This is a genomic window from Arthrobacter sp. RIT-PI-e, from assembly GCF_001187915.1.
GTDB lineage: Bacteria > Actinomycetota > Actinomycetes > Actinomycetales > Micrococcaceae > Arthrobacter_D.
Genome location: NZ_LGIU01000049.1, coordinates 45,483 through 69,592, shown reverse-complemented (window position 1 = coordinate 69,592; position 24,110 = coordinate 45,483). Strand labels below are relative to the sequence as shown.

At 65.6% G+C, this 24,110-nt stretch carries 20 protein-coding genes; 12 read left to right on the top strand and 8 right to left on the bottom strand.

Annotated features, from left to right (window positions below; genetic code table 11):
• Positions 1-70: 70 nt before the first annotated feature.
• The 4 genes from AC792_RS06305 (at position 71) to AC792_RS16905 (ending at position 3,777) form a co-directional block, all read left to right on the top strand.
• Positions 71-1,657 carry an ABC transporter substrate-binding protein gene (locus AC792_RS06305; RefSeq protein ID WP_152916063.1) on the top strand — a complete coding sequence of 529 codons (1,587 nt, stop codon included), beginning with the start codon at positions 71-73 and terminating at the stop codon, positions 1,655-1,657.
• Between the two features lie 212 nt (positions 1,658-1,869).
• Positions 1,870-2,865: a thioredoxin-disulfide reductase gene (gene trxB / locus AC792_RS06300; protein WP_200903379.1), complete on the top strand. Its 996-nt coding sequence runs from the start codon at positions 1,870-1,872 to the stop codon at positions 2,863-2,865.
• 20 nt (positions 2,866-2,885) lie between these two features.
• Complete coding sequence (gene trxA / locus AC792_RS06295) at positions 2,886-3,215, top strand: thioredoxin (protein ID WP_049829712.1); 330 nt, start codon at positions 2,886-2,888, stop codon at positions 3,213-3,215.
• Between the two features lie 160 nt (positions 3,216-3,375).
• Positions 3,376-3,777 carry a hypothetical protein gene (locus AC792_RS16905; protein ID WP_152916062.1) on the top strand — a complete coding sequence of 134 codons (402 nt, stop codon included), beginning with the start codon at positions 3,376-3,378 and terminating at the stop codon, positions 3,775-3,777.
• Between the two features lie 2,590 nt (positions 3,778-6,367).
• On the opposite strand, the gene AC792_RS06290 is transcribed toward AC792_RS16905, so the two are convergent.
• The 8 genes from AC792_RS06290 to rpmH all read right to left on the bottom strand — a co-directional run bounded on the left by AC792_RS06290 (position 6,368) and on the right by rpmH (position 12,152).
• Complete coding sequence (locus AC792_RS06290; protein ID WP_049829711.1) at positions 6,368-7,735, bottom strand: ParB/RepB/Spo0J family partition protein; 1,368 nt, start codon at positions 7,733-7,735, stop codon at positions 6,368-6,370.
• A gap of 83 nt (positions 7,736-7,818) precedes the next feature.
• A complete protein-coding gene (locus AC792_RS06285; protein ID WP_082177521.1) occupies positions 7,819-8,694 on the bottom strand; it encodes a ParA family protein in 876 nt (291 codons plus the stop codon).
• 297 nt (positions 8,695-8,991) lie between these two features.
• Positions 8,992-9,657, bottom strand: a complete 666-nt coding sequence (rsmG, locus tag AC792_RS06280; RefSeq protein ID WP_049829710.1) for a 16S rRNA (guanine(527)-N(7))-methyltransferase RsmG — start codon at positions 9,655-9,657, stop codon at positions 8,992-8,994.
• Entirely contained in the window at positions 9,650-10,210 is a 561-nt protein-coding gene (locus AC792_RS06275; RefSeq protein ID WP_049829709.1) for a Jag family protein, read from the bottom strand. Before AC792_RS06275 ends, rsmG begins: the two co-directional genes overlap by 8 nt.
• On the bottom strand, positions 10,207-11,169 hold the full coding sequence (gene yidC / locus AC792_RS06270) for a membrane protein insertase YidC (protein ID WP_049829708.1): 963 nt from the start codon (positions 11,167-11,169) through the stop codon (positions 10,207-10,209). Before yidC ends, AC792_RS06275 begins: the two co-directional genes overlap by 4 nt.
• Before the next feature lie 15 nt (positions 11,170-11,184).
• Positions 11,185-11,535, bottom strand: coding sequence for a membrane protein insertion efficiency factor YidD (gene yidD / locus AC792_RS06265; RefSeq protein ID WP_049829707.1), 351 nt, complete (start codon positions 11,533-11,535; stop codon positions 11,185-11,187).
• Entirely contained in the window at positions 11,519-11,923 is a 405-nt protein-coding gene (gene rnpA, locus AC792_RS06260) for a ribonuclease P protein component (RefSeq protein ID WP_235436427.1), read from the bottom strand. Before rnpA ends, yidD begins: the two co-directional genes overlap by 17 nt.
• A gap of 91 nt (positions 11,924-12,014) precedes the next feature.
• The gene (rpmH, locus tag AC792_RS16310) at positions 12,015-12,152 is read right to left on the bottom strand and encodes a 50S ribosomal protein L34 (protein WP_022892375.1); all 138 of its coding nucleotides are present in this window, start codon (positions 12,150-12,152) and stop codon (positions 12,015-12,017) included.
• 460 nt (positions 12,153-12,612) lie between these two features.
• On the opposite strand from rpmH, the gene dnaA reads away from it, so the two are divergent.
• From dnaA to AC792_RS06220, 8 genes are all read left to right on the top strand, one after another.
• Complete coding sequence (gene dnaA / locus AC792_RS06255) at positions 12,613-14,025, top strand: chromosomal replication initiator protein DnaA (protein ID WP_049829705.1); 1,413 nt, start codon at positions 12,613-12,615, stop codon at positions 14,023-14,025.
• Between the two features lie 462 nt (positions 14,026-14,487).
• The gene (dnaN, locus tag AC792_RS06250) at positions 14,488-15,612 is read left to right on the top strand and encodes a DNA polymerase III subunit beta (protein WP_049829704.1); all 1,125 of its coding nucleotides are present in this window, start codon (positions 14,488-14,490) and stop codon (positions 15,610-15,612) included.
• A gap of 64 nt (positions 15,613-15,676) precedes the next feature.
• The gene (gene gnd / locus AC792_RS06245; RefSeq protein WP_049829703.1) at positions 15,677-16,573 is read left to right on the top strand and encodes a phosphogluconate dehydrogenase (NAD(+)-dependent, decarboxylating); all 897 of its coding nucleotides are present in this window, start codon (positions 15,677-15,679) and stop codon (positions 16,571-16,573) included.
• 10 nt (positions 16,574-16,583) lie between these two features.
• On the top strand, positions 16,584-17,885 hold the full coding sequence (gene recF / locus AC792_RS06240) for a DNA replication/repair protein RecF (protein ID WP_082177520.1): 1,302 nt from the start codon (positions 16,584-16,586) through the stop codon (positions 17,883-17,885).
• Positions 17,878-18,444 (top strand): DUF721 domain-containing protein, encoded by a 567-nt coding sequence (locus tag AC792_RS06235; protein ID WP_049829702.1) that lies wholly within the window; start codon positions 17,878-17,880, stop codon positions 18,442-18,444. Before recF ends, AC792_RS06235 begins: the two co-directional genes overlap by 8 nt.
• A 267-nt stretch (positions 18,445-18,711) precedes the next feature.
• Complete coding sequence (gene gyrB / locus AC792_RS06230; RefSeq protein WP_152916067.1) at positions 18,712-20,724, top strand: DNA topoisomerase (ATP-hydrolyzing) subunit B; 2,013 nt, start codon at positions 18,712-18,714, stop codon at positions 20,722-20,724.
• A gap of 131 nt (positions 20,725-20,855) precedes the next feature.
• Positions 20,856-23,525, top strand: a complete 2,670-nt coding sequence (gyrA, locus tag AC792_RS06225; RefSeq protein WP_049829700.1) for a DNA gyrase subunit A — start codon at positions 20,856-20,858, stop codon at positions 23,523-23,525.
• A complete protein-coding gene (locus AC792_RS06220) occupies positions 23,522-24,058 on the top strand; it encodes a DUF3566 domain-containing protein (RefSeq protein WP_049829699.1) in 537 nt (178 codons plus the stop codon). Before gyrA ends, AC792_RS06220 begins: the two co-directional genes overlap by 4 nt.
• Positions 24,059-24,110: the final 52 nt, after the last annotated feature.

The window sequence follows — 24,110 nt, the reverse complement described above, 5'->3', positions numbered from 1 at the left end:
GCACCCCGTGCGGCAGTACGTGCCGGGTAGCATGGGGAGAAATCGGCCAGGGTTCTTTCGGGAGGAACACGTGTCAGAAGCAGTAGACGTCGGCTCCGTGCTGGGCGGCCGGTACAAGGTGACCGCCTACGTCCTGGCATCTGCTGACGAGGATCTGGTGCTCGAGGGCATGGACCAGGTGCTGAACCGACCCGTGAGCATCCTCGTGGCGTCGGAGGACAACGCCTCGCAGGTGATCGCCACCGCGCGGGAGCTCGCGTCCGGGGAGCGGGACGAGAACATCCAGGTCCTGGATCTCAACATCAACGATTCGCGCACCTACCTGGTGACCAACCGTGCCCCCGCGGCAGACATGCTGGACCTGATCGTGCAACGCGAGGTCCGGCCCGGGGAGGACCTCCACGAGGAGCCGTTCTTCACGGAGACCCTCGGTTCGGAGATCTTCGGCCGGTCCCGGTCCGACGAGTCCGGGGACGGCTACGACGACGGTTACGGTGACGGCTACGAACCCGAGGACGACGAGCAGCGCCGCCCGTCGCGCCTGGCAGGGCTCGCACGCCGTTTCGGACGTAGGACCGATGATGACTACGTTCCCGACGACGACACCGACGATCCGTACGACGCCCCGCCGGCTGCGGCGTCCACCCCGCGACCGGGCACCCACACGGTTCCACCGCCCCCCGACCGGCGTCCCGGTGGGTCCAGCCCCGCATCCCCCTCGGGGAGTTCGTCGCAGGCAGCGCCTCCGGCCACCTCCTCGGACCGGTCCTGGCAGGATGCCGAGCCGGATCACGACGGGAACCAGCGCCTCGGAGCGGGCCCGGCTGCGGCCGCGACCGCCGGCGCAGTGGGTGCCGGCGCAGGTGCCGCATCCGGGCGTACCGCTTCCTACTTCCCGCTGTCCGAACCCCAGGACGACGATCCGGACAGTTACGGGGACGACGTCGATGGTCCCGAGGAGTACTACGAGGAGAACGACGGCGGTGGGCGCCGGTTCACGCGCCTGCTCGTCGGCGGGATATTGACCGTCGGCATCATCGTCGCGGTCGTGTTCGCGGCCACGACGCTCGGCAACCTCAACAACGGGGAGACGCCCGTGGCCGACCCCCAGGGTCAGGTCACCTCCGAACCCGCACCGGCCCCCGAACCCACAGCGGCCCCGGTGACTCCGTCGGCAGAGCCCGCACCGGCCCCGGTGGCGCCGGTGGTCTCAGGTATCAGCCGCGTGGTTCCCGACAATCAGGGACTCGACGCCGGCAATGACGGCACCCTCCCGCTGATCATCGACGGGGACCCCACCACCTTCTGGGGCAATCAGGTGTACGCGAGCGACACCTTCGGTGGTCTCGCCTCCAACCTGGCACTCGTCCTGGAGCTCGAGGAGGAATCCACCGTCTCGGACGTGTCGATCACACAGATCAGCGGCTCCGGTGGCGCCTTCTCCGTCCTGCTCAACTCCGAGCCCACTCTCCAGGGTGCGGAACAGGTTGCGCAGGGCAGTTTCACGGCGCCCACCGTCACCGTGCCGATCCCCGAGACCGCCGACGGGCAGCCGACGGCACAGTACGTGATCGTGAACTTCACCCAGCTGCCGAGGCTGGCCATCCAGGCGCCGTTCCCCTTCGGTCTACGCATCGCCGAGATCGACGTCAGCTGACCCACCCGGTGCCCGTGGCCTCCGGGTTCCGCGTGCCCGGCAGAACGGAATATCTACTCCTGATGCGTGGTTCTGGAGGGTAGTCCGCTGATACACCCAGTAGTGCAGTACCGGCGCAGGAAAAGACAGGAAGGTCTTCCGACAACGTGACAACGAACACCGAAGCCCGCGTGGACACCCCCACCGCAGACACCTCAGCCACGGAGCCCAAGATCCACGATGTGATCATCGTGGGTTCCGGCCCCTCCGGCTACACGGCCGCCGTGTACACGGCTCGGGCGAATCTCAAGCCCATCATGCTGGCGAGTTCCGTCAAGGCCGGTGGGGAGCTCATGAACACCACCGACGTCGAGAACTTCCCAGGGTTCCCCGAAGGGGTCATGGGTCCGGACCTGATGGAGCAGTTCGAGAAGCAGGCCCGCCGATTCGGCACGGAGATCCTCTTCGAGGACGTGGTCTCGGCGGAACTCGACGGCGACATCAAGAAACTCACCATCGGTACGGGGGAAGAGTACCTCGCCCGCTCGGTCATCATCTCCACGGGATCGGAGTACCGCGAGATCGGCCTGGACGACGAGAAGCGCTTGTCCGGACGAGGAGTGAGCTGGTGCGCCACGTGCGACGGCTTCTTCTTCCGCGACCAGGACATCGCCGTCGTCGGCGGTGGGGACTCCGCCATGGAGGAGGCGCTCTTCCTCACGAAGTTCGCGCGCTCCGTGACCGTCATCCACCGTCGCGACTCACTCCGGGCATCGAAGATCATGCAGGATCGTGCATTCGCGCACGACAAGATCCGCTTCCTCTGGAACTCGGAGGTCGTGGGCATCCATGGGGCCGACAAGGTCACGGGCGTCAAGATCTCGAACACGCAGGACGGCAGCGAGACCGACCTCGAGATCACCGGGCTCTTCGTTGCCATAGGCAACGATCCCAGGGTGGATCTCGTGAAGGACCAGCTGGAGCTGACATCCGAGGGCACCATCGCGGTGCAGGGCCGCACATCGAAGACCTCCCTCCCCGGAGTGTTCGCCGCCGGAGACGTCATCGACCCCACCTACCGGCAGGCCATCACGGCCTCGGGCAGCGGGTGCGTCGCCGCTCTCGATGTCGAGCACTACCTCGCGGACAACGTGAGTGCCGCCAACACCGCCGCACGGGTCCCCACACCTGCAGCGGAAGCCGTGTCCGAAACCGCCTCCCTCTCATAATCAACGCAAGGAGTACCGCCATGAGCAACGCAAAGGATGTGACCGACGCATCGTTCGATGCCGACGTCCTGCAGGCCCCCAAGCCGGTCATCGTCGATTTCTGGGCAGAATGGTGCGGCCCCTGCCGCATGCTCTCGCCCATTCTCGACGACATCGCCACCGAGCACGCCGACAGCGTCGACGTGGTCAAGGTGAACGTCGACGACAATCCGGCCATCGCCGCCAAGTACGGGATCACCTCCATCCCGGCGGTGTACGTGTTCAAGGGTGGCGAGGTCGCAGCCACCTCGATCGGCGCCAAGCCGAAGCAGGTTCTCGAGCAGGAGTTCGCGGCCTTCCTCGGCAAGTAGCTCCCTCCGGGACGGCAGCACCTTCCGACGGTCGCCGCCCGAAGAACAGAAGGCCCATCGCCATGCGGTGGGTCTTCTGTCATCCTGTGGGGACGAGGTCCTGGTGCTCGGCGTGTTCCCTCCCCATGTCAAGGGAGGGAGCGGAAGTACTCAGCCCACGGTGTCCGGCAATTTCCGCGCACCCCCGCTGCAGATGCGCATCGTCGGGCACACGACACCCGTCGACCAAGCCGCTGACCGAGGGGCAGTTCACCGTTCGAGTAGGCCGGCATTCGACACGCTCTACGAGGCGGTGACGGACGGAATATGTCGGGCGATCACCAGCAGCACTGTTGCTGAGACAACGGCGTGGAGCAGTGGATCGGCGCCGATCCGGGTCACGACGCCGATTCAGGATGCCAGGCGAATCTACTCAGGCATGACGGTGACGGAGGCGGCGCTTGAAGGGCCTGAACCCAATCGCGCCGTCTTTGCGCTCATGGTGATTCTTCCTCCTCGGCGTCGCCTCGGCCAGAAGGGATGGGTGCCTACTGGTGGCGAAAATCTGGACGAGCAAATCTGATGAGATCCGTCCGGCATCGGGCACGACGTGTTTCACGTGAAACAAGGGTTGCGGCATCTCCCCGGTAGAAGCTTCGAACACGGAATGCCCCTCGATCGGTACGAAGACACCGTCCGGACAGAATGATGTGCAGTCTGTCCGCTCCCCAGGGCTACATCGGGTCGCGGACGGACAGGAGCAGCTGAGGTACGCGTCCCCACCGATGCGGATGCGGTGGCCAAGAGAACCGGGGATACAAGGACGAGGACGAACATACGGTGACATGTGGGCCTCGTTACCAAATCCTTCTGCATCGGTGCCCTTCACGGCATCGAGGTGTGTAACTCCGTCGTACCTTTGCCGGAGTCGCAAGCGTTCGTCCGGAGCTCATGAGCATCATCGGGACGTACTTGCGTGTCCCCTACCTGCTGGGTTCTCCTTGGAAAGCGATGAAGGTCGAGGCGTGTTTCACGTGAAACATGAACTCGGCCGCGCGACGCCCCGTCGCCGGCAGGATCAGCTTCATGAACATCGTGGGTAATGCCAGAGAATGACCGGACTGCTTCACCGGTGACCACAGCCGGCCTCCTACCAGCCGGGCGAATACGTTATCGACCGGCCGAGGACGCTGCTGACGTCTCGCTGAAGGCCATGACAGGTCTCATATTAAGTGGGAAGGGTGATCGGGAGCGATATCGGCCGGCCGCGAAAGGTTCGTTCTCAATCCTCGCTCAGCATTCGCATCCGGATCACACCGGATCACACCGGCATCGGCACCGACACCGACACCTCCGTCCCGCATGCTCGGGCTGCCGCGGCCCGACTACTTCACTGAAATTGCCCTTTTGCCAGTGCGTTCACTGCCCTTCGATTTTGTGCAACACCTCGTTTCACGTGAAACATCACGATCTGTGCCGCCATCGACACCACGTGATCACTGGGCTTTCGACAATGCCCTCCCTGAGGTTCTGACCCACATTGTTTCTCGGCCCGTCTCGTCGGCATCAGCCGTGCGAGTGAATCCATGCCATTTCCTCACCCGGGCGCGACGGGCAACGGTGATTTTCCCACCTGAGTGCCGGGGTCGAATGTCGCACTGACCCAGGTGCGACAACCAATCATCGCCCCTTCTTCTCGCTCGCTTTCATCCGTACTCCAACTGAGGGCGCAGTGTGCAGCTTGAGGAAGGTCTTCTACACTCCTGCACGAGATCACGACCTCGTGCGCAAGAAGCGAGCACATGGTGTCACTGTCTTGTCACTGCCCTGTGGGGCTTACGGTCAGCCGGCCTCAAGGGCGTAGAACCAGTGGTGGCGGCTACCTCGGCACACGTGTACATCGCAGGGGGAGGGATTCCGTAGCTCGAAGATGACTCTGTAGGTGCTCGAACGCCATGAACTTCTCCTTCAGTAGCTCCCAGAGTTCGTTTCACGTGAAACCAGACTGTGTCCGCGCCTCCGTAAAATTCATTGATCTTCGTTCTCGGTCGTACTTCAAGCCCGGAAAGCATCGCTTGGTCATTCCAATTGTGTCAATTGCTGCACTGTCGAGCCGTCGTTGAACGCTCGCCATCGAGAGTTTCAGCCGAGAAGATCTCGGTCGAGATCAGCTGGCGGCACCGGACCGCACCTCTCCGACACCGATGAGCTTGCTGGACACCGTCGTTCTCCGTTCGCGCGTGCATATCCCGCTGCATTCCGAACAGGCGTGCTGGGTGCTCCACACAGTGATCTACCCGTGACCCTAGGGGTTACATCTTCGCCCCGGAATGCTGCGAGGTCTGGTCTCGTAACTCGCAGTGCCTTTTCCACTCATTCCATACACCGGCGCCCCCCGCTGACGTGATGCGGCGACGAGACCAGCGCTCACACGTCCAGCAGCATCACAGATAGTCGGCCGAGGGGAGCTGAGTCCGCCAACAACGAGCATTTCTCATGCCGTCCTGATCAGCATCAAACATCCCACAGCTGATACGCCCACACGTCTTCGGGTGATCGTGGCCTTTACGCTGGCACTGTTTCACGTGAAACCGGATGTCGACCATCAGGGGAGGCCGTAATCTTTCACGTGAAACGCGAGGAGAGCTAAGCAAAGGAAGGGGAGTAGCTCGACTTCAGACAAGGCTCAGCGTCGATTCCGTCAGAAACGGAGTTCGATCACCTGGTGGGGCGCTCACTAGTCGTAGCCGATGTCCCACCCTCGGCACTGTGATGGTGCAGGGAGGGCAATGTCCCGACAGCGCCGGACAATTCATGACGTGCGTGCAATTAGCCTGCTGATCGCCTGCCACTCTTGCCGAGGCTGATGGTGAGCGGGTGAAGCGGCGCCCGAGCTGCACGCTGCCTGGTGAGCGCTCTCTGCGACAGCAACATGGATCACCGCTCGCGCGGGGAGGAATAGTCGAGGGGACTTCCAGGTCCCGCCACGGGGACCGGCATGCAGAAGACGAGCTCTCCCAGCACAGCCGAAGGAAGCAACTCCCCATGCCACCTAGCTCACTTGGAGCCGTCTTGCTCGAGTCCCACGGGTTGAGACGCATGTTGTGGATGAAATGACGCAACGGCGAGATGTTTCACGTGAAACATCCAGGCCGGTGACGAGGTGATCGGTGCTAGGAGTCAGCCTTCGGCGAGAGCACGCCCACGATGCGGTTCAGATCATCGACGCTGGCGAACTCGATGCTGACACGCCCCTTCTTCGCGCCCAGTGTGATCTTCACATTGGTGTCCAGGCGGTCCGAGAGAGATGTTGCGAGGTAGTCCAGCCGTTCATGGCGTGCACCTTCTCCCGTTCGAGCAGGCCTGACCGTCTTCCGCAGACCTCCGCTCAACGCCACCACTTCCTCGGTGGAGCGTACCGACAGACCCTCCGCGACGATCTTCTGCGCGAGCTTCTCCATCTCCGCGGCATCGCTGAGTCCCAGCAGTGCACGGGCATGCCCCGCCGAGAGAACTCCTGCGGCCACCCGCCGCTGGACCAGCGGCGGTAGCTTCATCAATCGCAGCGTGTTGGAGATCTGCGGGCGCGAACGCCCGAGGCGACCTGCGAGCTCGTCGTGCGAGCAGCCGAAGTCCTCGAGGAGCTGCTGATACGCTGCCGCCTCCTCCAACGGGTTCAGTGCGCTCCTGTGGAGATTCTCGAGAAGTGCGTCCCGAAGCAGATCATCGTCGAGGGTGGAGCGGATGATGGCGGGAATGCGGTCCAGTCCTGCTTCACGCGACGCCCGCCAACGCCGCTCGCCCATCACCAGTTCATAGGTCTCCGCGCCACCCTCCTGGGAGGGACGCACCACGACCGGTTGGAGAACCCCGATCTCCCGGATCGAGAGCACGAGTTCAGCGAGCTCGTCCTCGTCGAACTCCACCCTCGGCTGCTTACGGTTGGGATGAATCGCATCGAGTTCCAGTTCAGCGAACTCGGCGCCGGGCACGGACACCAGGTCGACGACGGGTTCACCACTGCCCTCGGGATCAGCCTTCGGGCTCGCACCCGGTTCTGTGTGCTGCGTCTGTGCACCGGCGGACACGTCCGCATGCGGAGTGGAGGAGGGGCGGCTGTCCATCGTTGCGGCACCCTGCACGGCCGAAGAGGATTCAACCTCCTTCGATGTGGATGTCGTGCCCGATTTTTCCTCGGCTGACACCGTGCCGGCATTCGCCGGGGTTTCGTCACTCCGGGTTGCGCGTGCGGTGCGTCGTGACGAAGCGGGCTTCGCAGTCCTTTTGGTTTGCGCGTCGCGCATATTGCGCTCGATGCTGCTCTTGAGAGCCGCGGAGTAGGAGCGCGAGGGGTTCGCGACGTCGTCCTCCGTGACGCGCTCGAAGAACAGGTCCGCCGGCCGGCCCTTGCCCGGGGCCTCATCACCGCTTTGCTCGACCGGAGGAGCGATGTCCTCCTCGACAGGTGTCGATTCCTCCGCGGGTGCGCTGGGAATGGGTGCTCCCAGTCCCCGGCCCAGACCTCGCCGTTTCTCGACCATCTTGTCTTCCTTCCACGTGATGGAGGAACCACTCCACCGATAGGTTTCGCCGACCAGGTCCTAGGAGGACGCTGATACGAGGATCAACGGGATGCGATCTCCGCAGCCGCTTCCTGATAGGACAGTGCACCGCTCGACGAAGGATCGTAGGTCATGACGGTCTGCTGGTAACTCGGCGCTTCCGACACCCGGACCGAACGGGGGACCACCGCATCCAGGACCTGATCGGGGAAGTGCTCACGCACTTCCGCCGCCACCTGTGCAGCCAGCTTGGTTCGGCCGTCGTACATCGTCAAGAGGATCGTGGACACCGCCAGATCGGCATTGAGGTGCTTCTGGATCATCTCGATGTTCTTCAGCAACTGGCTCAACCCCTCGAGTGCGTAGTACTCGCACTGGATCGGGATGAGCACCTCCTTCGCCGCCACGAAGGCATTGACGGTGAGCAGGCCCAGGCTCGGAGGGCAGTCGATGAACACGAAGTCGAGTCGGGGCTCACCCTGCTGCTCACGGTGCTGTCCGTAGACCTCGATCGCACGACGCAGCCGTTGCTCCCTGGCCACCAGCGACACCAGTTCGATCTCGGCGCCAGCGAGGTGGATCGTGGCCGGTGCGCAGATGAGGTTGGGTACGTCGGGGCACTGGGCCACCACGTCGGCCAGGGGGACGTCGTCGATCAGCACGTCGTAGATCGAGTCGACCTCGGCACGGTGGTCGATGTTCAGTGCCGTCGAGGCGTTGCCCTGGGGATCGATGTCGATGACGAGGACCTGCAGCCCGGCCGTGGCCAGGGCGGCGGCGATGTTCACCGTGGTGGTGGTCTTGCCCACCCCACCCTTCTGGTTGCTGATGGTCATGATCCGGGTGTTCGTCGGCTTCGGCAGCGAGGTGCCCAGCAGTTTCTCGCGCCGACGTGCTTCACTCGCCAGTTCCCGGCCCAGGGGTGAGGAATCGTCCATCGCTTCGAGGACGTTCCTGGAGCGGGCAACTTTCTTCGCGGACCCGGTGTCCGCCACCTCGAGTGCCCGATCGGCTGATCCCGATGTGCGCTGATCCGGATCCGCCGACCGCAGCGCCGTGTCGCTCCCGGCCGAGCTCTCCCCTGACGAGGGGCTACGAACGGGCTGCGATTCCTGGGGACGGGCGTCCTTGATGGTCACTCAGTAGCTCACTCTCACATGCAAGACGTCGTTAGCTACAAGGGTAGCCGGAAGAAGGCGGGACAGGGTTCGCGTCCGGTTCCGTCCCATGGCCGATCAGACCGGGCGGCGAGGTATCCGTACCACCGTGGTCGGCTCGGCGAGGACATCCCCGCCCACGGCGATGATCTCGGCGGTGTCACCACCGAGTTTGCGGATCACCTTGCGTGCCTTCTCGATCTCGTCGGCGGCGCTGCGTCCCTTGATCGCGAGGACCTCACCGTCACGTGTGGTGAGGGGAAGGGTCCAGCCGGCCAGGGTGGACAGCGCCGAGACGGCCCGTGCCGTCACGTACCGGCCGGCGATCTCGCCGACCACCTGTTCGGCGCGGGCGCGGTGCACGGTCACATTGGTCAGGCCGAGATCGGTGATCACTTCGTCCAGCCAGGTGACGCGCCGCTCCAGAGGTTCGACCAGGTGCAGCTCGAGGTCCGGCCGGGCTATCGCGAGGGCGACGCCGGGAAGACCCGCGCCGCTGCCGACGTCGACCACCGACGCATCCGGCTGCATGAGCCGACCCACGACCGCGCAGTTCAGTACGTGCCGTCCCCACAACCGGGGAATCTCACGCGGTCCGAGCAGTCCACGCTCGATACCCGACGTCGCGAGATGCCGCACGAATCCGCGGGCCAGCTCGAACCGGTCGCCGAAGACCGTGTCGGCGGCGACCTGCTCCTCGGACGTCGGCCGTGGAGGAAGGCTCGGGTCCTGCTGCTCAGTCATCGCTCGGCGAGACCACGATGTGCCGCCCCTGCCCCTCGCCCTCGGACTCGCTGACGAACCCGAGATCTGCCACGACATCGTGGACGATCTTCCGTTCGTACGCGGACATCGGCGCCAGTGCGACGTCGTCGCCCGTCTCCTTGACCTTCTCCACGGCATCCCGGGCGATCTTGCCGAGCTCGCCCCCGCGACGGTCCCGGTACCCGTCGACGTCGAGCACCAGGCGTGAACGCACGTCCGTGGACGTCAGCACGCTGAGTCTCGTGAGTTCCTGAAGAGCTTCGAGGACCTCCCCGTCAGCACCCACGAGGGAGCTCAGCCCGGTGTCGGACCGGTCCTCGGACACGATCGAGATGTACGTGCGGCCGCTGCGGACCTCGATGTCGATGTCACCGTCGATGTCCGCGATGTCGAGCAGCTCCTCGAGGTAGTCGGCCGCGACGTCGCCCTCCTCGTCCAGACGCGAGGACTCGGTCCCCTCCTGGCTCGCGGCGTCGTCGCCCCCGGGGCCGGCGACGGACTCGGGGATCTGGTCCTCGTTCTCTGCGGTCATCGCTTCTTCCTCTTCTTGCGCTGCGGCTGTACCCGTTGGACCCTGGGCTCCGGAGCGGTCTCGACAACCGGTTCCGTCTTGCGCTCACCGAGCAACGGGACCATGGGCAGTCCCTTCTTCGCGCGACGCTCAGCGAGCGCCTTGGCGGCGGGGGAGCCGGGGGTGGGCATCTTGCGGATGACGTAGAACTGCTGCGCCATGGTCCACACGTTGGTGGTGGTCCAGTACACGAGCACACCGATGGGGAAGTTGATGCCACCGATGCCGAAGACCAGCGGGAGGATGTACAGCATGATCTTCTGCTGACGCATGAAGGGGCTCTGCATGGCCTCGTCCGACATGTTCTTGGCCATGATCTGCTTCTGGGTGATGAACTGCGACGAGGTCATGGCGATGATCATGACCAGGGACAGGATGATCACGCTGATGTTCATGTTCTCGCCGAAGCTGCCCAGGAACGTGGAGGAGAGGGGTGCCCCGAAGATCGTGGCGTTGTCGAACTGGCGCACCGACTCGGGGGACAGGGCGCCGATGGTGTCACCCTCCGCGCTGGCCCGCGAAATACCGTTCAGCACCGTGAACAGCGCGAAGAAGAACGGCATCTGGATGAGGATGGGGAGGCAGGCCGCGAACGGGTTGGTGCCGTGCTTCTTGTACAGGGCCATCTGTTCCTGCGTCATCGCCTGGCGCGAGAGCTGGTCCGTCTTGCCCTTGTACTTCTGCTGCAGCTTCCGGAGATCGGGTTGCAGCGCCTGCATACCGCGCTGGGCCTTGATCTGCTTCACGAACACCGGGATCAGGGCTGCGCGGATGACCACCACGAGGCCGACGATCGACAGGACCCAGGTCCATCCCGAGGCCGGGGGCATTCCGAGGAACGTGAAGCCCTCGTGGAACATGAACATGATCCACGACACGAGCCACCTGAACGGTGCCAGGATCGTCTCAAAAAAACCCATATCAGTTAGCTCTCCTCAAACCGCCGGGCGGCTTTCGTCGTCGACCGGGATCACCGGGTGGTTCAACACAACAATCGCGGGGGTCCTCCCCGGCGGGAAGGTCCTGGAACCGGCGGGTACGTGGTCCACACCGCCGTCGTCCCAGGGGTGGCAGCGGACCAGCCGCCGCACGGCGAGCCAGCTGCCGCGGGTGAACCCGTGCACCGTGATCGCCTCGAGTGCATAGGCGGAGCAGCTCGGGTAGAACCGGCACACCTGCCCGTACAGCGGAGAGATCACCTTCCGGTACGCGATCAGGATCCCGATCGCCGCCAGGCGGGGCAGCCCCGCGATCGAGCCGACCGAATGCTCAGCGACCGTCCTCACGATACTCCGACCTTCCTTCCCCGTGCATCGGTTCCCTCCCGGGCGGATCGGATCGTTCCAGCCGGCGGAGCACCGCTGCCACACCGCCGGAGAAGTCCCTGTGCAGGGTGGGCCAGTCGGCGTCGGCCGCCGCGGGCAGGGCCCGGACGACGACGTCGAACCCGCTCGGGTGCACGGCGACCCACTCTGCCGAGGCATGCCGGAGCCTTCGCTTGACGAGGTTCCGCACCACGGCGTTCCCCACACCCTTGCCGACGATGAACCCGACCCGTGAAGGATCCGACGCGGAGGTCCGGAAGGCATATAGCACAACGTTCCGGCGCCCTGATCGGGCGCCGGAACGTACGGTACGTGCAAAGTCCCCGGCCGTTCGCACCCTGTGGATCATCGGTAGCACGGAAGCGTCCCGGTCATCGAGGAGGAGAGGATGCCGGCACCGTCAGGGGGACCCGAGGGCGCACGGCACGGGGTGGAACCGCCTATGCCGAGAGTTCGGTGCGGCCCTTGCCCCGGCGTGCCGACAGGATGGCACGGCCGGCGCGGGTGCGCATGCGAAGACGGAAGCCGTGCTTCTTGGCACGACGGCGGTTATTCGGCTGAAAAGTCCGCTTGCTCACTGTAGTTACTCCAGAACGATCTTGAGATGCGTCCGGCCCATTGCAACAAGGGGGAAGAACAGACTGACGCGATGAAGGTGTACATCCGACATTCGCGTGGAAGCTGTCACGTTCCGAGTCCGCTTAGTCCCCGGAACATCTGTGATGGCATGCAGAATGCAGACATGTTGGACTACATAACGTTAGGCGCAACGCCTCAGAAGCGTCAAACCGGGCCTCGCCGGACCTGTGGGTTCTTTTTTCCCGACCCTGTGGACAACCGGCGCACCAGACAGCCTACACGGGCGGCGAAGACCCCTCGGAACGCCCCTCGGAACCCCTCCGGAGGCGCTCCATTCCGCTATCTTCTGTACTTTGCATCCTCTAGTCTTGGCTCTGGTCCGTTTATCCACGAGCTGTGTACAACTCTGTGGAGAACCGGTGTCGTCGAGGATGGGCAGTACAGCCGGGAGAGGTCTTTGTGGGTACAGATGAGGTAAACGACGTCGGGAGTTCCTGGCGCAAGGTCATCCGGACCCTCGAACAGGACGATCGCGTCACCCCCCGCCAGCGCGGCTTCATGATCCTCGCGCAGGCCCAGGGGCTCATCGGGACCACCATGCTCATCGCCGTACCGAACGAGCTGACCCGCGAGGTGCTCCAGACCCAGTTGAAGGGTGCACTCGACGATGCCCTGCACGACGTGTTCCGTGAGGACATCCAGTGTGCCTTCGTCATCGACCCCGATCTCACCCCCGTTACGGAGGACGTACCGGACAAGGAACCCGAGGAGGTCTCACCGGAGCCCCGGGACGAGGTCAAGCCCTCGCCCACACCGCCGAGCAACTCGCACGAGTTCGGCCGGCTGAATCCGAAGTACGTCTTCGACACCTTCGTGATCGGTTCCTCCAACCGTTTCGCCCACGCGGCCGCGGTCGCCGTCGCCGAGGCCCCTGCGAAGGCCTACAACCCGCTGTTCATCTACGGCGATTCCGGACTAGGCAAGACCCACCTGCTGCACGCCATCGGCCACTACGCCCGGCACCTCTACACCGGCATCCGCGTCCGGTACGTGAACTCCGAGGAGTTCACCAACGACTTCATCAACTCGATCCGCGACGACGAGGGGTCGAGCTTCAAGCAGACGTACCGCAACGTGGACATCCTGCTGATCGACGACATCCAGTTCCTGTCCGGGAAGGACAGGACCATGGAGGAGTTCTTCCACACCTTCAACGCACTGCACAACCACAGCAAGCAGGTGGTCATCACCTCGGACCTGCCACCCAAGCAGCTCATCGGCTTCGAGGAACGCATGCGCTCGCGTTTCGAGTGGGGGCTCCTGACGGACATCCAGCCGCCGGAGCTGGAGACCCGCATCGCGATCCTCCGCAAGAAGGCCATCAGCGACAGCCTCAGTGCACCCGACGACGTCCTGGAGTACATCGCCTCGAAGATCGCCACGAACATCCGGGAGCTGGAAGGCGCCCTGATCCGGGTCACGGCGTTCGCGAGCCTGAACCGGCAACCCGTGGACGTCAACCTCGCGGAGATCGTGCTGAAGGACCTCATCTCCGACGACGGCGCGCGGGAGATCACCTCGACGGTGATCATGGCGCAGACCGCGGACTACTTCCAGATCAGCCTCGAGGAGCTGTGCAGCAAGTCACGCACCCGGACCCTCGTGACCGCACGGCAGATCGCGATGTACCTGTGCCGGGAGCTCACCGACATGTCCCTGCCGAAGATCGGCCAGGAACTGGGAGGGCGCGACCACACCACGGTGATCCACGCGGACCGCAAGATCCGGGAGCTCATGGCCGAGCGCAGGGCGATCTTCAACCAGGTCACCGAACTGACCAACCGGATCAAGCACAAGCAGCGCGAGGGCTGAACAGCCCTCGTCACCGCCGCTGTAATTAACAGGTGTGGACACAACTGTGGATAACTCGGTGAACATCGGTGCCGCGCTGGGGGAAAACCCCCTGCTGCCTGTGGATCCGCGAAATGACAAGGATTCTGCCCACAGAGGGTGCTCGCGGACCGTGCTGCGCGCCCACACCTTTTCCACAGGCGAAATCCGCGCGGACATCAGCCCCAGCGGACTTATCCACAGAATCCACAGCAGTTATTAACACTACCGACCTTAAATCCCAAAAGTTCTTCAAATAACATTCCACGTCCCGCCCACCCGTGCTCCGGCCCTCCGGCCCGGCCGAAAAGCCTGCTATCCGGCGGACCTTTCCCCCGGTAGGGTGAGAGTTCACCGTGCCCGGACCTCCGTGGACGACGTCCGACCCACCGATCCGCTGACCGTCCCGTCAGTGGCTGTTTTTTTGAAAGGCGGCATTGATCCGTGAAATTCAGAGTTGAGCGGGATGTCCTGGCAGAGGCCGTGTCCTGGACCGCTCGTTCCCTGTCACCGAGACCCCCCGTCCCCGTCCTGGCCGGTCTGCTGATCAAGGCCGAGAACGGGAGCCTCAGTCTCGCGAGTTTCGACTACGAGATCTCGGCCCGCCTCGAGATCCCCGCGGAGGTCCTGGAGGAAGGCACTATCCTCGTGTCGGGCAGACTGCTCGCGGACATATGCCGCAGTCTTCCTTCTGCCCCGGTAGAGGTGTCGACGGAGGGTTCGAAGGTCACCCTCACCTGCCGCAACAGCCGTTTCAACCTGGCCACCATGCCCGAGGGGGAATATCCCGAGCTGCCGAAGCTCCCCGTCGTGAGCGGTGTGGTCGACGGCGATGCCTTCGCCCAGGCCGTCTCCCAGGTGATCATCGCCGCGAGCCGCGACGACACCCTCCCGATCCTCACCGGCGTCCGGATGGAGATCGAGGACGAGCTCATCACCCTCCTCGCCACCGACCGTTACCGGCTGGCGCTGCGCGAGGTCTCCTGGCGGCCGACGACCCCGGGGATCTCCACGACCGCGCTCGTGAAGGCGAAGACGCTGAACGAGGTGGCCAAGACGCTCGGTGGTGCCGGGGACCTGAACATCGCGTTCTCCGACGACTCGGAGCTGATCGGCTTCGAGAGCGGGGGTCGACGCACCACGTCGCTGCTCGTGGACGGCGACTACCCGAAGATTCGTTCCCTGTTCCCGGAGACCACCCCGATCCACGCGACCGTCCGCACCAGCACCCTGGTCGAGGCGGTGCGCCGGGTCTCCCTGGTGGCCGAACGCAACACCCCGGTACGTCTCGCCTTCACCGAGGGGCAGGTGACCCTCGACGCCGGGACCGGGGAGGACGCACAGGCCTCGGAGGCCATCGAGGCCATGCTCGACGGCGACGACATCACCGTGGCGTTCAACCCGCACTACCTCAGCGAGGGCCTCGGCGCCTTCAGCAGCCCCTTCGTCCGGTTCTCGTTCACCTCGCCCCCCAAGCCCGCGGTGCTCTCGGCCCAGGATGACGCCTCGGGTGAGGACAGGGAAGACTACAGGTACCTGCTGATGCCGGTGCGGCTCCCCAACCAGTAGCCGTCACGGCGTCGGTATCGGCCGGCCGATCGTCGGCCGGCCACAACGTCAGAAAGAGAAGCTCATGCACATCGGCCTCATCGGACTCGGAAAAATGGGATTCAACATGAGGGCCCGGCTCCGCGAGAAGGGGATCGAGGTCACCGGTTTCGACCGCGATCCCGCGATCTCGGATGCGGCCAGCCTCGAGGAGATGGCCTCGAAGCTCTCGAGCCCCCGCGTCGTCTGGGTCATGGTGCCGGCGGGGGAGATCACGCACACCGTGGTGAAGGACCTCGCGGAGATCCTCGACGAGGGCGATCTCGTGATCGACGGCGGCAACTCGAAGTTCACCGACGACCAGATCCACGCGGCACTCCTGGCCCAGCAGGGCGTCAAGTTCCTGGACTGCGGTGTCTCCGGCGGCGTCTGGGGACTCGAGAACGGGTACGGGCTGATGGCCGGTGGCAGCGACGAGGACGTGGAGACCGTCCTGCCGGTCTTCGACGCCCTGCGGCCCGAGGGTGATCGCGCCCAGAGCTTCGTCCACGTGGGCGACGTCGGTGCCGGGCACTACGCGAAGATGGTCCACAACGGGATCGAGTACGGACTCATGCAGTCCTACGCCGAAGGGTACGAACTGCTCGAGGCGAAGGACATCGTCAAGGACGTCCACGGTACGTTCGCCGCATGGCAGGAGGGCACCGTGGTGCGTTCCTGGCTGCTGGACCTCCTGGTCAAGGCGCTCGAGGAGGATCCCGGCCTGGAGAAGATCGCCGGCTACGCGGACGACTCCGGGGAGGGGCGCTGGACGGTGGAGGAAGCCATCGCCAATTCCGTCCCCGCACCCGCCATCACCGCGGCGCTGTTCGCCCGTTTCTCCTCGCGCCAGGACGACTCCCCCACCATGAAGATGGTGGCGGCGCTCCGCAACCAGTTCGGTGGTCACCCGGTGAAGCCGGCTCGGCAGAAACCGGAGTAAGCGGTGAGCGGTGTACGTTGAGCACCTCTCGCTCACCGGGTTCCGGAGCTACGAGCAGCTCGACATCCGGATGGAACCGGGCATCACGGTGTTCGTGGGTCCCAACGGCGTGGGGAAGACGAACATCGTCGAAGCCGTCGGGTACCTCGCCGCGCTGTCCTCGCACCGGGTCGGTAACGACAGACCGCTCGTCGGGTTCGGTGCGGACAGGGCGATCATCCGGGGCGGGCTGGTCCGGGGGGAGCAGCGCACCAGCGTCGAGGTGGAGATCAACGCCGAGACCGCGAACCGTGCGCGGATCAACAGGTCCAACCCGGTCCGGGCGAGGGATGCGGCGGGCATCCTGAAGACGGTCCTCTTCGCACCGGAGGACCTCGCGCTCGTGAAGGGCGATCCCTCCGGCCGGCGCCGGTACCTGGACGAGGTGCTCGTCTCCCTCCTGCCCCATCGGGCGGCACTGCGTGCGGACTACGAGCGGGTCCTCAAGCAGCGGAACGCACTGCTGAGATCCGCACGGGCGGCGGGCAGGCTCTCCACGGCGCACGAGGCCACGCTCGACGTGTGGGACCAGCACCTCGCCGAGGCCGGCGCACGACTGCTCTCGGCACGGCTCCTCCTCGTGGACCGGCTCCGCCCCCACGTCCAGCGGGCGTACCGGGAACTGACGGACGGGTCGAAGGAGGCGAACATCGTCTACGCCTCCACCGTCTCCTCCTCGGCGGATCTCCCCACCGAGGAGGACGGCGCCGGTGCCCCGGGGAGTCCGCTCCAGGAGGGCCTGGCGGAACTGACGCCGCCCGAGCTGACGGAGTTGTTCGTGGCCGGGCTGCTGCGTCACCGCCGGAAGGAGCTGGAGCGCGGGATCTCCCTCGTGGGCCCGCACCGCGACGAACTCGCCGTGCTCCTGGGACAGGCTCCCGCGAAGGGCTACGCATCACACGGCGAGACGTGGTCCATGGCGCTGGCCCTGCGGCTGGCCAGCTACTACCTGCTGCTCGAGGAGGACACCACTCCCGGCGGGGACCCGGTGCTGATCCTCGACGACGTCTTCGCGGAGCTCGACGCGCAGCGCCGGGCCCGCCTCGCCTCGATCGTCGCCTCCGCGGAGCAGGTCCTGGTGACCGCCGCGGTGGGCGAGGACATCCCGGACGCCCTGAGAGGACGCCGGATCCTGGTGGTCCCCGGCGGCATCGCGGAGGACGGGACGACCACGACGGCCGAGGATGCGATGGGTGCCGCAACCGGTGCGGACGCCGGAAGTGCCCCGGACGCCGGGGTCACGGACCAGCCACCGGAGGACGATCGTGCCTGAGGACCGGCAGCCCGGTGGGGAGGACCCGCAGGAGGGTCCGGAGCGGACGGCGGATGAGGTCCTCCCCGCTCAGGATGCACCGCAGGCGCTCCTCAACAGGCTGCGCGACGCGTCCCAGGCGCGTGGCACCCCTCGTGAGGCGCCGGCGAGACGCACCGCGAAGACGTCCCGGCGGCGGTACACCCCGGATGCCACCTACGGCGGACGCGACCCGGAGGGCGTGGGCACGGTGTTCTCGAAGATGCTCGCCGAGCGGGGGTGGAAGTCACCGGTGGCCGTCGGGTCCGTGCTCTCCCGCTGGGGCGAGATCGTGGGCGCGGACATCGCCGCGCACTGCGTCCCCGAGAGCTTCGACGCCGACACCGTCCTGGTGCGGTGCGACTCCACGGCCTGGGCCACCCAGCTGCGCCTCATCACCCCGCAGGTGCTCCGGCGTTTCGAGGCCGAACTGGGCGCCGGTGTGGTCACCCGGCTCTCCGTCGTCGGCCCCGCTGCCCCCAGTTGGCGCAAGGGCGGACGCTCGGTGAAGGGCCGGGGTCCGCGGGACACCTACGGGTAGGGGCCCCGATCTGCCGGGCACGCTGGAGGGCCTGTAGCGGAACTGAGGGTGTGCCGCCCGTATCCGTCCTCATGGGAGGACCCGTCGTGGGCTCTGAAGCGGGTTTATTGGCCGATGAGGGCCTGTTCATGCGAGATCGTGGCGTGCTACGAGGTAGAATGGGACAGAACTGTTTCTGTTCATCCACCTGAGGAGCCGTCTACGCCTGTGGCACACGAGAACGAGTTGAATGCAAGCGACGTCAGGATCGGCGAGGACGAGTCCCCGATCCTGGAGGCGGTCGAGGAGAACGCGTACGGCGCCAGCGAGATCACGGTGCTGGAAGGCCTCGAGGCAGTTCGCAAGCGGCCCGGCATGTACATCGGATCCACCGGCCCGCGCGGTCTCCACCACCTCGTGTACGAAGTGGTGGACAACTCGGTGGACGAGGCCCTCGCCGGCTACTGCGACCACATCCGCATCACGCTGCAGGAGGACGGCGGCGTGAAGGTGGTGGACAACGGACGTGGCATCCCGGTGGACATGCACCCCACCGAGGGCAGGCCCACGGTGGAGGTGGTCATGACCATCCTGCACGCGGGCGGCAAGTTCGGCGGTGGCGGCTACGCGGTGTCCGGTGGCCTGCACGGTGTGGGCATCTCCGTGGTCAACGCCCTGTCCGCGCGGGTGGAGACCGAGGTGCGCCGTCAGGGGTACGTGTGGAACCAGTCCTTCGCAGACGGCGGCAAGCCCGTGGGCGAGCTGCGCAGGGGCGAGGCGACGTCGGCGACGGGCACCACGCAGACCTTCTACCCCGACGGCACGATCTTCGAGACCACCGAGTTCGACTTCGAGACCCTCCGTGCCCGTTTCCAGCAGATGGCGTTCCTCAACAAGGGTCTGCGCATCACCCTGACGGACGAGCGCGTCCTGGCCGTGGAGACGGACGAGGTCGTCGAGATCGAGAACGCCCAGGAGTCCGACGGCGAGCCGAAGCACCGCTCCGTGGAGTACCTCTACGAGAACGGCCTCCTGGACTACGTGCACCACCTCAACTCCTCGAAGCGCGTGGAGGTCATCCACGACGACGTCATCGCGTTCGAGACCGAGAACACGGACAGGAAGATGGCGCTGGAGGTGGCGCTGCAGTGGACCTCGGCGTACTCGGAGAGCGTCCACACCTACGCGAACACCATCAACACGCACGAGGGCGGCACGCACGAGGAGGGCTTCCGCGCTGCGATGACCTCGCTCATCAACAGGTACGCGCGCGAGAAGAACATCATCAAGGAGAAGGACGACAACCTCACCGGTGACGACATCCGTGAGGGCCTCACCGCCGTCATCTCCGTGAAGCTCTCCGAACCGCAGTTCGAGGGGCAGACCAAGACCAAGCTCGGCAACTCCGAGGTCAAGGGATTCGTGCAGCGCGTGGTGACGGACCAGCTCGGTGACTGGCTGGAGCGCAACCCGGGCCCCGCCCGCGACATCATCCGCAAGTCGATCCAGGCCTCCCAGGCCCGGCTCGCCGCCCGCAAGGCACGCGAGTCCACCCGGCGCAAGGGGCTCCTGGAGTCCGGCGGCATGCCCGGCAAGCTCAAGGACTGCCAGTCCAAGGACCCGGCGCGCTCGGAGATCTACATCGTGGAGGGTGACTCCGCCGGGGGCTCCGCCGTCCGCGGACGGAACCCGGAGACCCAGGCGATCCTGCCCCTGCGCGGCAAGATCCTCAACGTGGAGCGCGCCCGGCTGGACCGCGCCCTCGGCAACAGCGAGGTCCAGGCCATGATCACCGCGTTCGGTGCGGGGATCGGCGAGGACTTCGACGTGGAGAAGGCGCGGTACCACAAGATCGTGCTCATGGCCGACGCCGACGTGGACGGCCAGCACATCACCACCCTGCTGCTCACCCTGCTGTTCCGCTACATGCGGCCCCTGATCGAGAACGGCTTCGTGTACCTGGCGCAGCCGCCGCTGTACCGGATCAAGTGGTCCAACGCGCGGCACGACTACGTGTTCAGCGACCGCGAACGGGACGAACTGATCAAGATCGGCCTGGGCAACAACCAGCGGCTGCCCAAGGACAACGGGATCCAGCGGTACAAGGGTCTCGGTGAGATGGACTACACGGAGCTGTGGGACACCACCATGGACCCCGACCACCGCACCCTGCTCCAGGTGACCATGGACGACGCCGCCGCCGCGGACCAGGTGTTCTCGGTGCTGATGGGCGAGGACGTCGAGTCCCGCCGCAACTTCATCCAGCAGAACGCCAAGGACGTGCGGTTCCTGGACATCTAGGTGTGCGTCCCCGGCATTCTGCCGGCGCAGCGGGAGTCCACCCGAGCGCCTGCACGGAGATGCCGGAACCACCCATGGCTCGGTCACGCCGGTAGCGCGGGACACACGACTTCACGAACGGAAACTGATTCATGAGTGACGACATCACCGGCAACGGACCCGAGACGCCCATCGAGGGCGAGGTGCTGACTGACCGCGTGGAGCAGGTGGACCTGCAGACCGAGATGCAGCGGTCCTACCTGGACTACGCCATGGCGGTGATCGTGGGCCGTGCGCTGCCCGACGTCCGGGACGGCCTGAAGCCCGTGCACCGGCGCGTGCTGTACGCCATGTTCGACGGCGGCTACCGTCCCGAGCGCTCGTTCAACAAGTGCGCCCGCGTGGTGGGCGAGGTCATGGGCCAGTACCACCCGCACGGTGATTCCGCGATCTACGACGCCCTGGTGCGCCTGATCCAGGACTGGACCATGCGGTACCCGCTGGCCCTCGGCCAGGGGAACTTCGGCTCGCCCGGCAACGACGGCGCGGCCGCCCCCCGGTACACCGAGACGAAGATGGCACCGCTCGCCATGGAGATGGTGCGCGACATCGACGAGGAGACCGTCGACTTCCAGGACAACTACGACGGCAAGAACCAGGAACCGACCATCCTGCCGTCGCGTTTCCCGAACCTGCTGGTCAACGGCTCCTCCGGCATCGCCGTTGGCATGGCCACGAACATCCCGCCGCATAACCTGCGCGAGGTGGCCGACGGCGTCCAGTGGTACCTGGAGAACCCGACGGCGTCGAAGGAGGAACTGCTCGAGGCGCTGATCCTGCGGATCAAGGGACCGGACTTCCCCACGGGCGCGCAGATCCTCGGGCACAAGGGTATCGAGGACGCGTACCGCACGGGCCGCGGCTCGATCACCATGCGCGCCGTGGTGAACGTGGAGGAGATCCAGAACCGCACCTGCCTCGTGGTCACGGAACTGCCATACCAGGCGAACCCGGACAACCTGGCCATCAAGATCGCGGAGCTGGTCAAGGACGGCAAGGTCAGCGGCATCGCCGACCTCCGTGACGAGACCTCGGGCCGTACCGGCCAGCGCCTGGTGATCGTGCTCAAGCGCGACGCCGTGGCCAAGGTGGTGCTGAACAACCTCTACAAGCACACGCAGCTGCAGGACAACTTCAGCGCGAACATGCTCGCGATCGTGGACGACGTCCCCCGCACGCTCAGCCTCGACGCGTTCATCCGCCACTGGGTGACCCACCAGCTCGAGGTCATCGTCCGCCGTACGCGGTACCGGCTGCGGAAGGCGGAGGAGGAGGCGCACATCCTCCGCGGGCTCCTCAAGGCGCTCGACGCCCTGGACGAGGTGATCGCCCTGATCCGGGCGTCGTCCACCACCGAGCAGGCCCGCGACGGGCTGATGGAACTCCTGTCCATCGACGAGCTGCAGTCCACCGCCATCCTGAACATGCAGCTCCGGCGCCTCGCGGCCCTCGAACGCCAGAAGATCCAGGACCGCCACCTGGAGCTGGAGTCCATGATCACCGAGTTCAACCGCATCCTCGCCTCCGAGGACGTGCAGCGCGGGATCGTGAGCACGGAGCTCGGGGACATCGTGAACAAGTACGGCGACGACCGCCGCACCGAGATCCTCATGGGCTACGACGGCGACATGAGCATGGAGGACCTCATCCCCGAGGAGGAGATGGTGGTCACCATCACCCGCGGCGGCTACGTGAAGCGCACGCGCAGCGACAACTACCGCCAGCAGGCACGTGGCGGCAAGGGGATCAAGGGCGCCCAGCTGCGCGGCGACGACGTCGTCGAGCACTTCTTCGTGACCACCACCCACCACTGGCTCCTGTTCTTCACCAACCTGGGCCGGGTGTACCGCGCGAAGGCGTACGAGCTGGTCGAGGCGGCCCGCGACGCGAAGGGGCAGCACGTCGCGAACCTGCTCGCCTTCCAGCCGGACGAGACGATCGCCCAGGTCCTGGACCTGCGCGACTACCAGCAGTCGCCGTACCTGGTCCTCGCCACCAAGCGGGGCCTGGTGAAGAAGACCCGGCTCGAGGACTACGACACCAACCGCAGCGCCGGTGTGATCGCGATCAACCTGCGCGAGGACGACGAACTGGTCTCCGCGCAGCTGATCTCGAGCGACGACGACATCATGCTGGTCTCCCGGAAGGGCCAGTCACTCCGGTTCACCGCGAGCGACGACGCCCTCCGGCCGATGGGCCGCGCGACCTCGGGCGTCACGGGCATGAAGTTCCGCGAGGAGGACGAACTCCTGGCCGCCAAGGTGGTCACGGACGACTCCTACGTGTTCATCGTGACCGAGGGCGGGTTCGCCAAGCGCACGAAGGTGGACGACTACCGTGTGCAGGGCCGCGGAGGCCTCGGGATCAAGGTGGCCAAGCTGGCCGAGGAGCGCGGCGACCTGGTCGGCGCACTCGTGGTGCAGGAGGAGGACGAGGTGCTCGTGGTCATGGGTGGGGGCAAGGTGGTGCGCTCCGCCGTCGCCGGTGTCCCCGCCAAGGGCCGCGACACCATGGGTGTCATCTTCGCGAAGCCGGACAAGAGCGACCGCATCATCGCGGTGGCCCGTAACAGTGAGCGCAGCGTGGCGGTCGAGGAGGGCCTGATCGACGATCCTGCCGAGGCGAGCCCCGACGTCGACGTCATCGGTACCGTTCCGCCCGCTGACGGAGCTACGGACTCGTCAGCCGATGAAGTACGGTTGTCGACAGAGGAAACGACTGAGCCTGACGCTGGCTCGCCGGAACACGGAGGTAGCGAGTGAGCTCGGGTAACACCAATCCGCGGTCGTCGAGCGGGCAAGTGAGGACGCCCGGGTCCACCCCGCGGGTCAATGCACCCGCACGGCCCGCCCAGCGACCGGCGTCCGCCGGGGGACAGGCCCCTCGTCCCGGGCAGCGCCCGGGACCCGCCCGCCCCGCCCCGAAGGCCAAGGCCCGCAAGGCCCGCCTGCTGGTCAGCAAGGTGGACCCGTGGTCGGTGCTGAAGATGTCCTTCCTGCTGTCCGTGGCCCTCGGGATCGTCACCGTGGTGGCATCGTTCGTGATCTGGACGGTGCTGGATCTCACCGGGATCTTCGACGGCGTGAACGAACTGCTCAGTGAGATCGCCGGCTCCGAGAACGGCGGCTTCGATCTGCGCCAGTTCGCCTCGCTGGCCCAGGTGCTCTCCTTCACCACCATCCTCGCCGTGGTGAACGTGGTGCTCCTCACCGCACTGGCCATGCTCTCGGCCGTGCTCTACAACATCGCCTCCACCCTCGTGGGTGGCATCGGGGTGACCCTCACCGACGATTGATGCGACCACCTCTTCGGCGCCCCGGGCGATTTGAAGAAATCCGAGCTCCTAC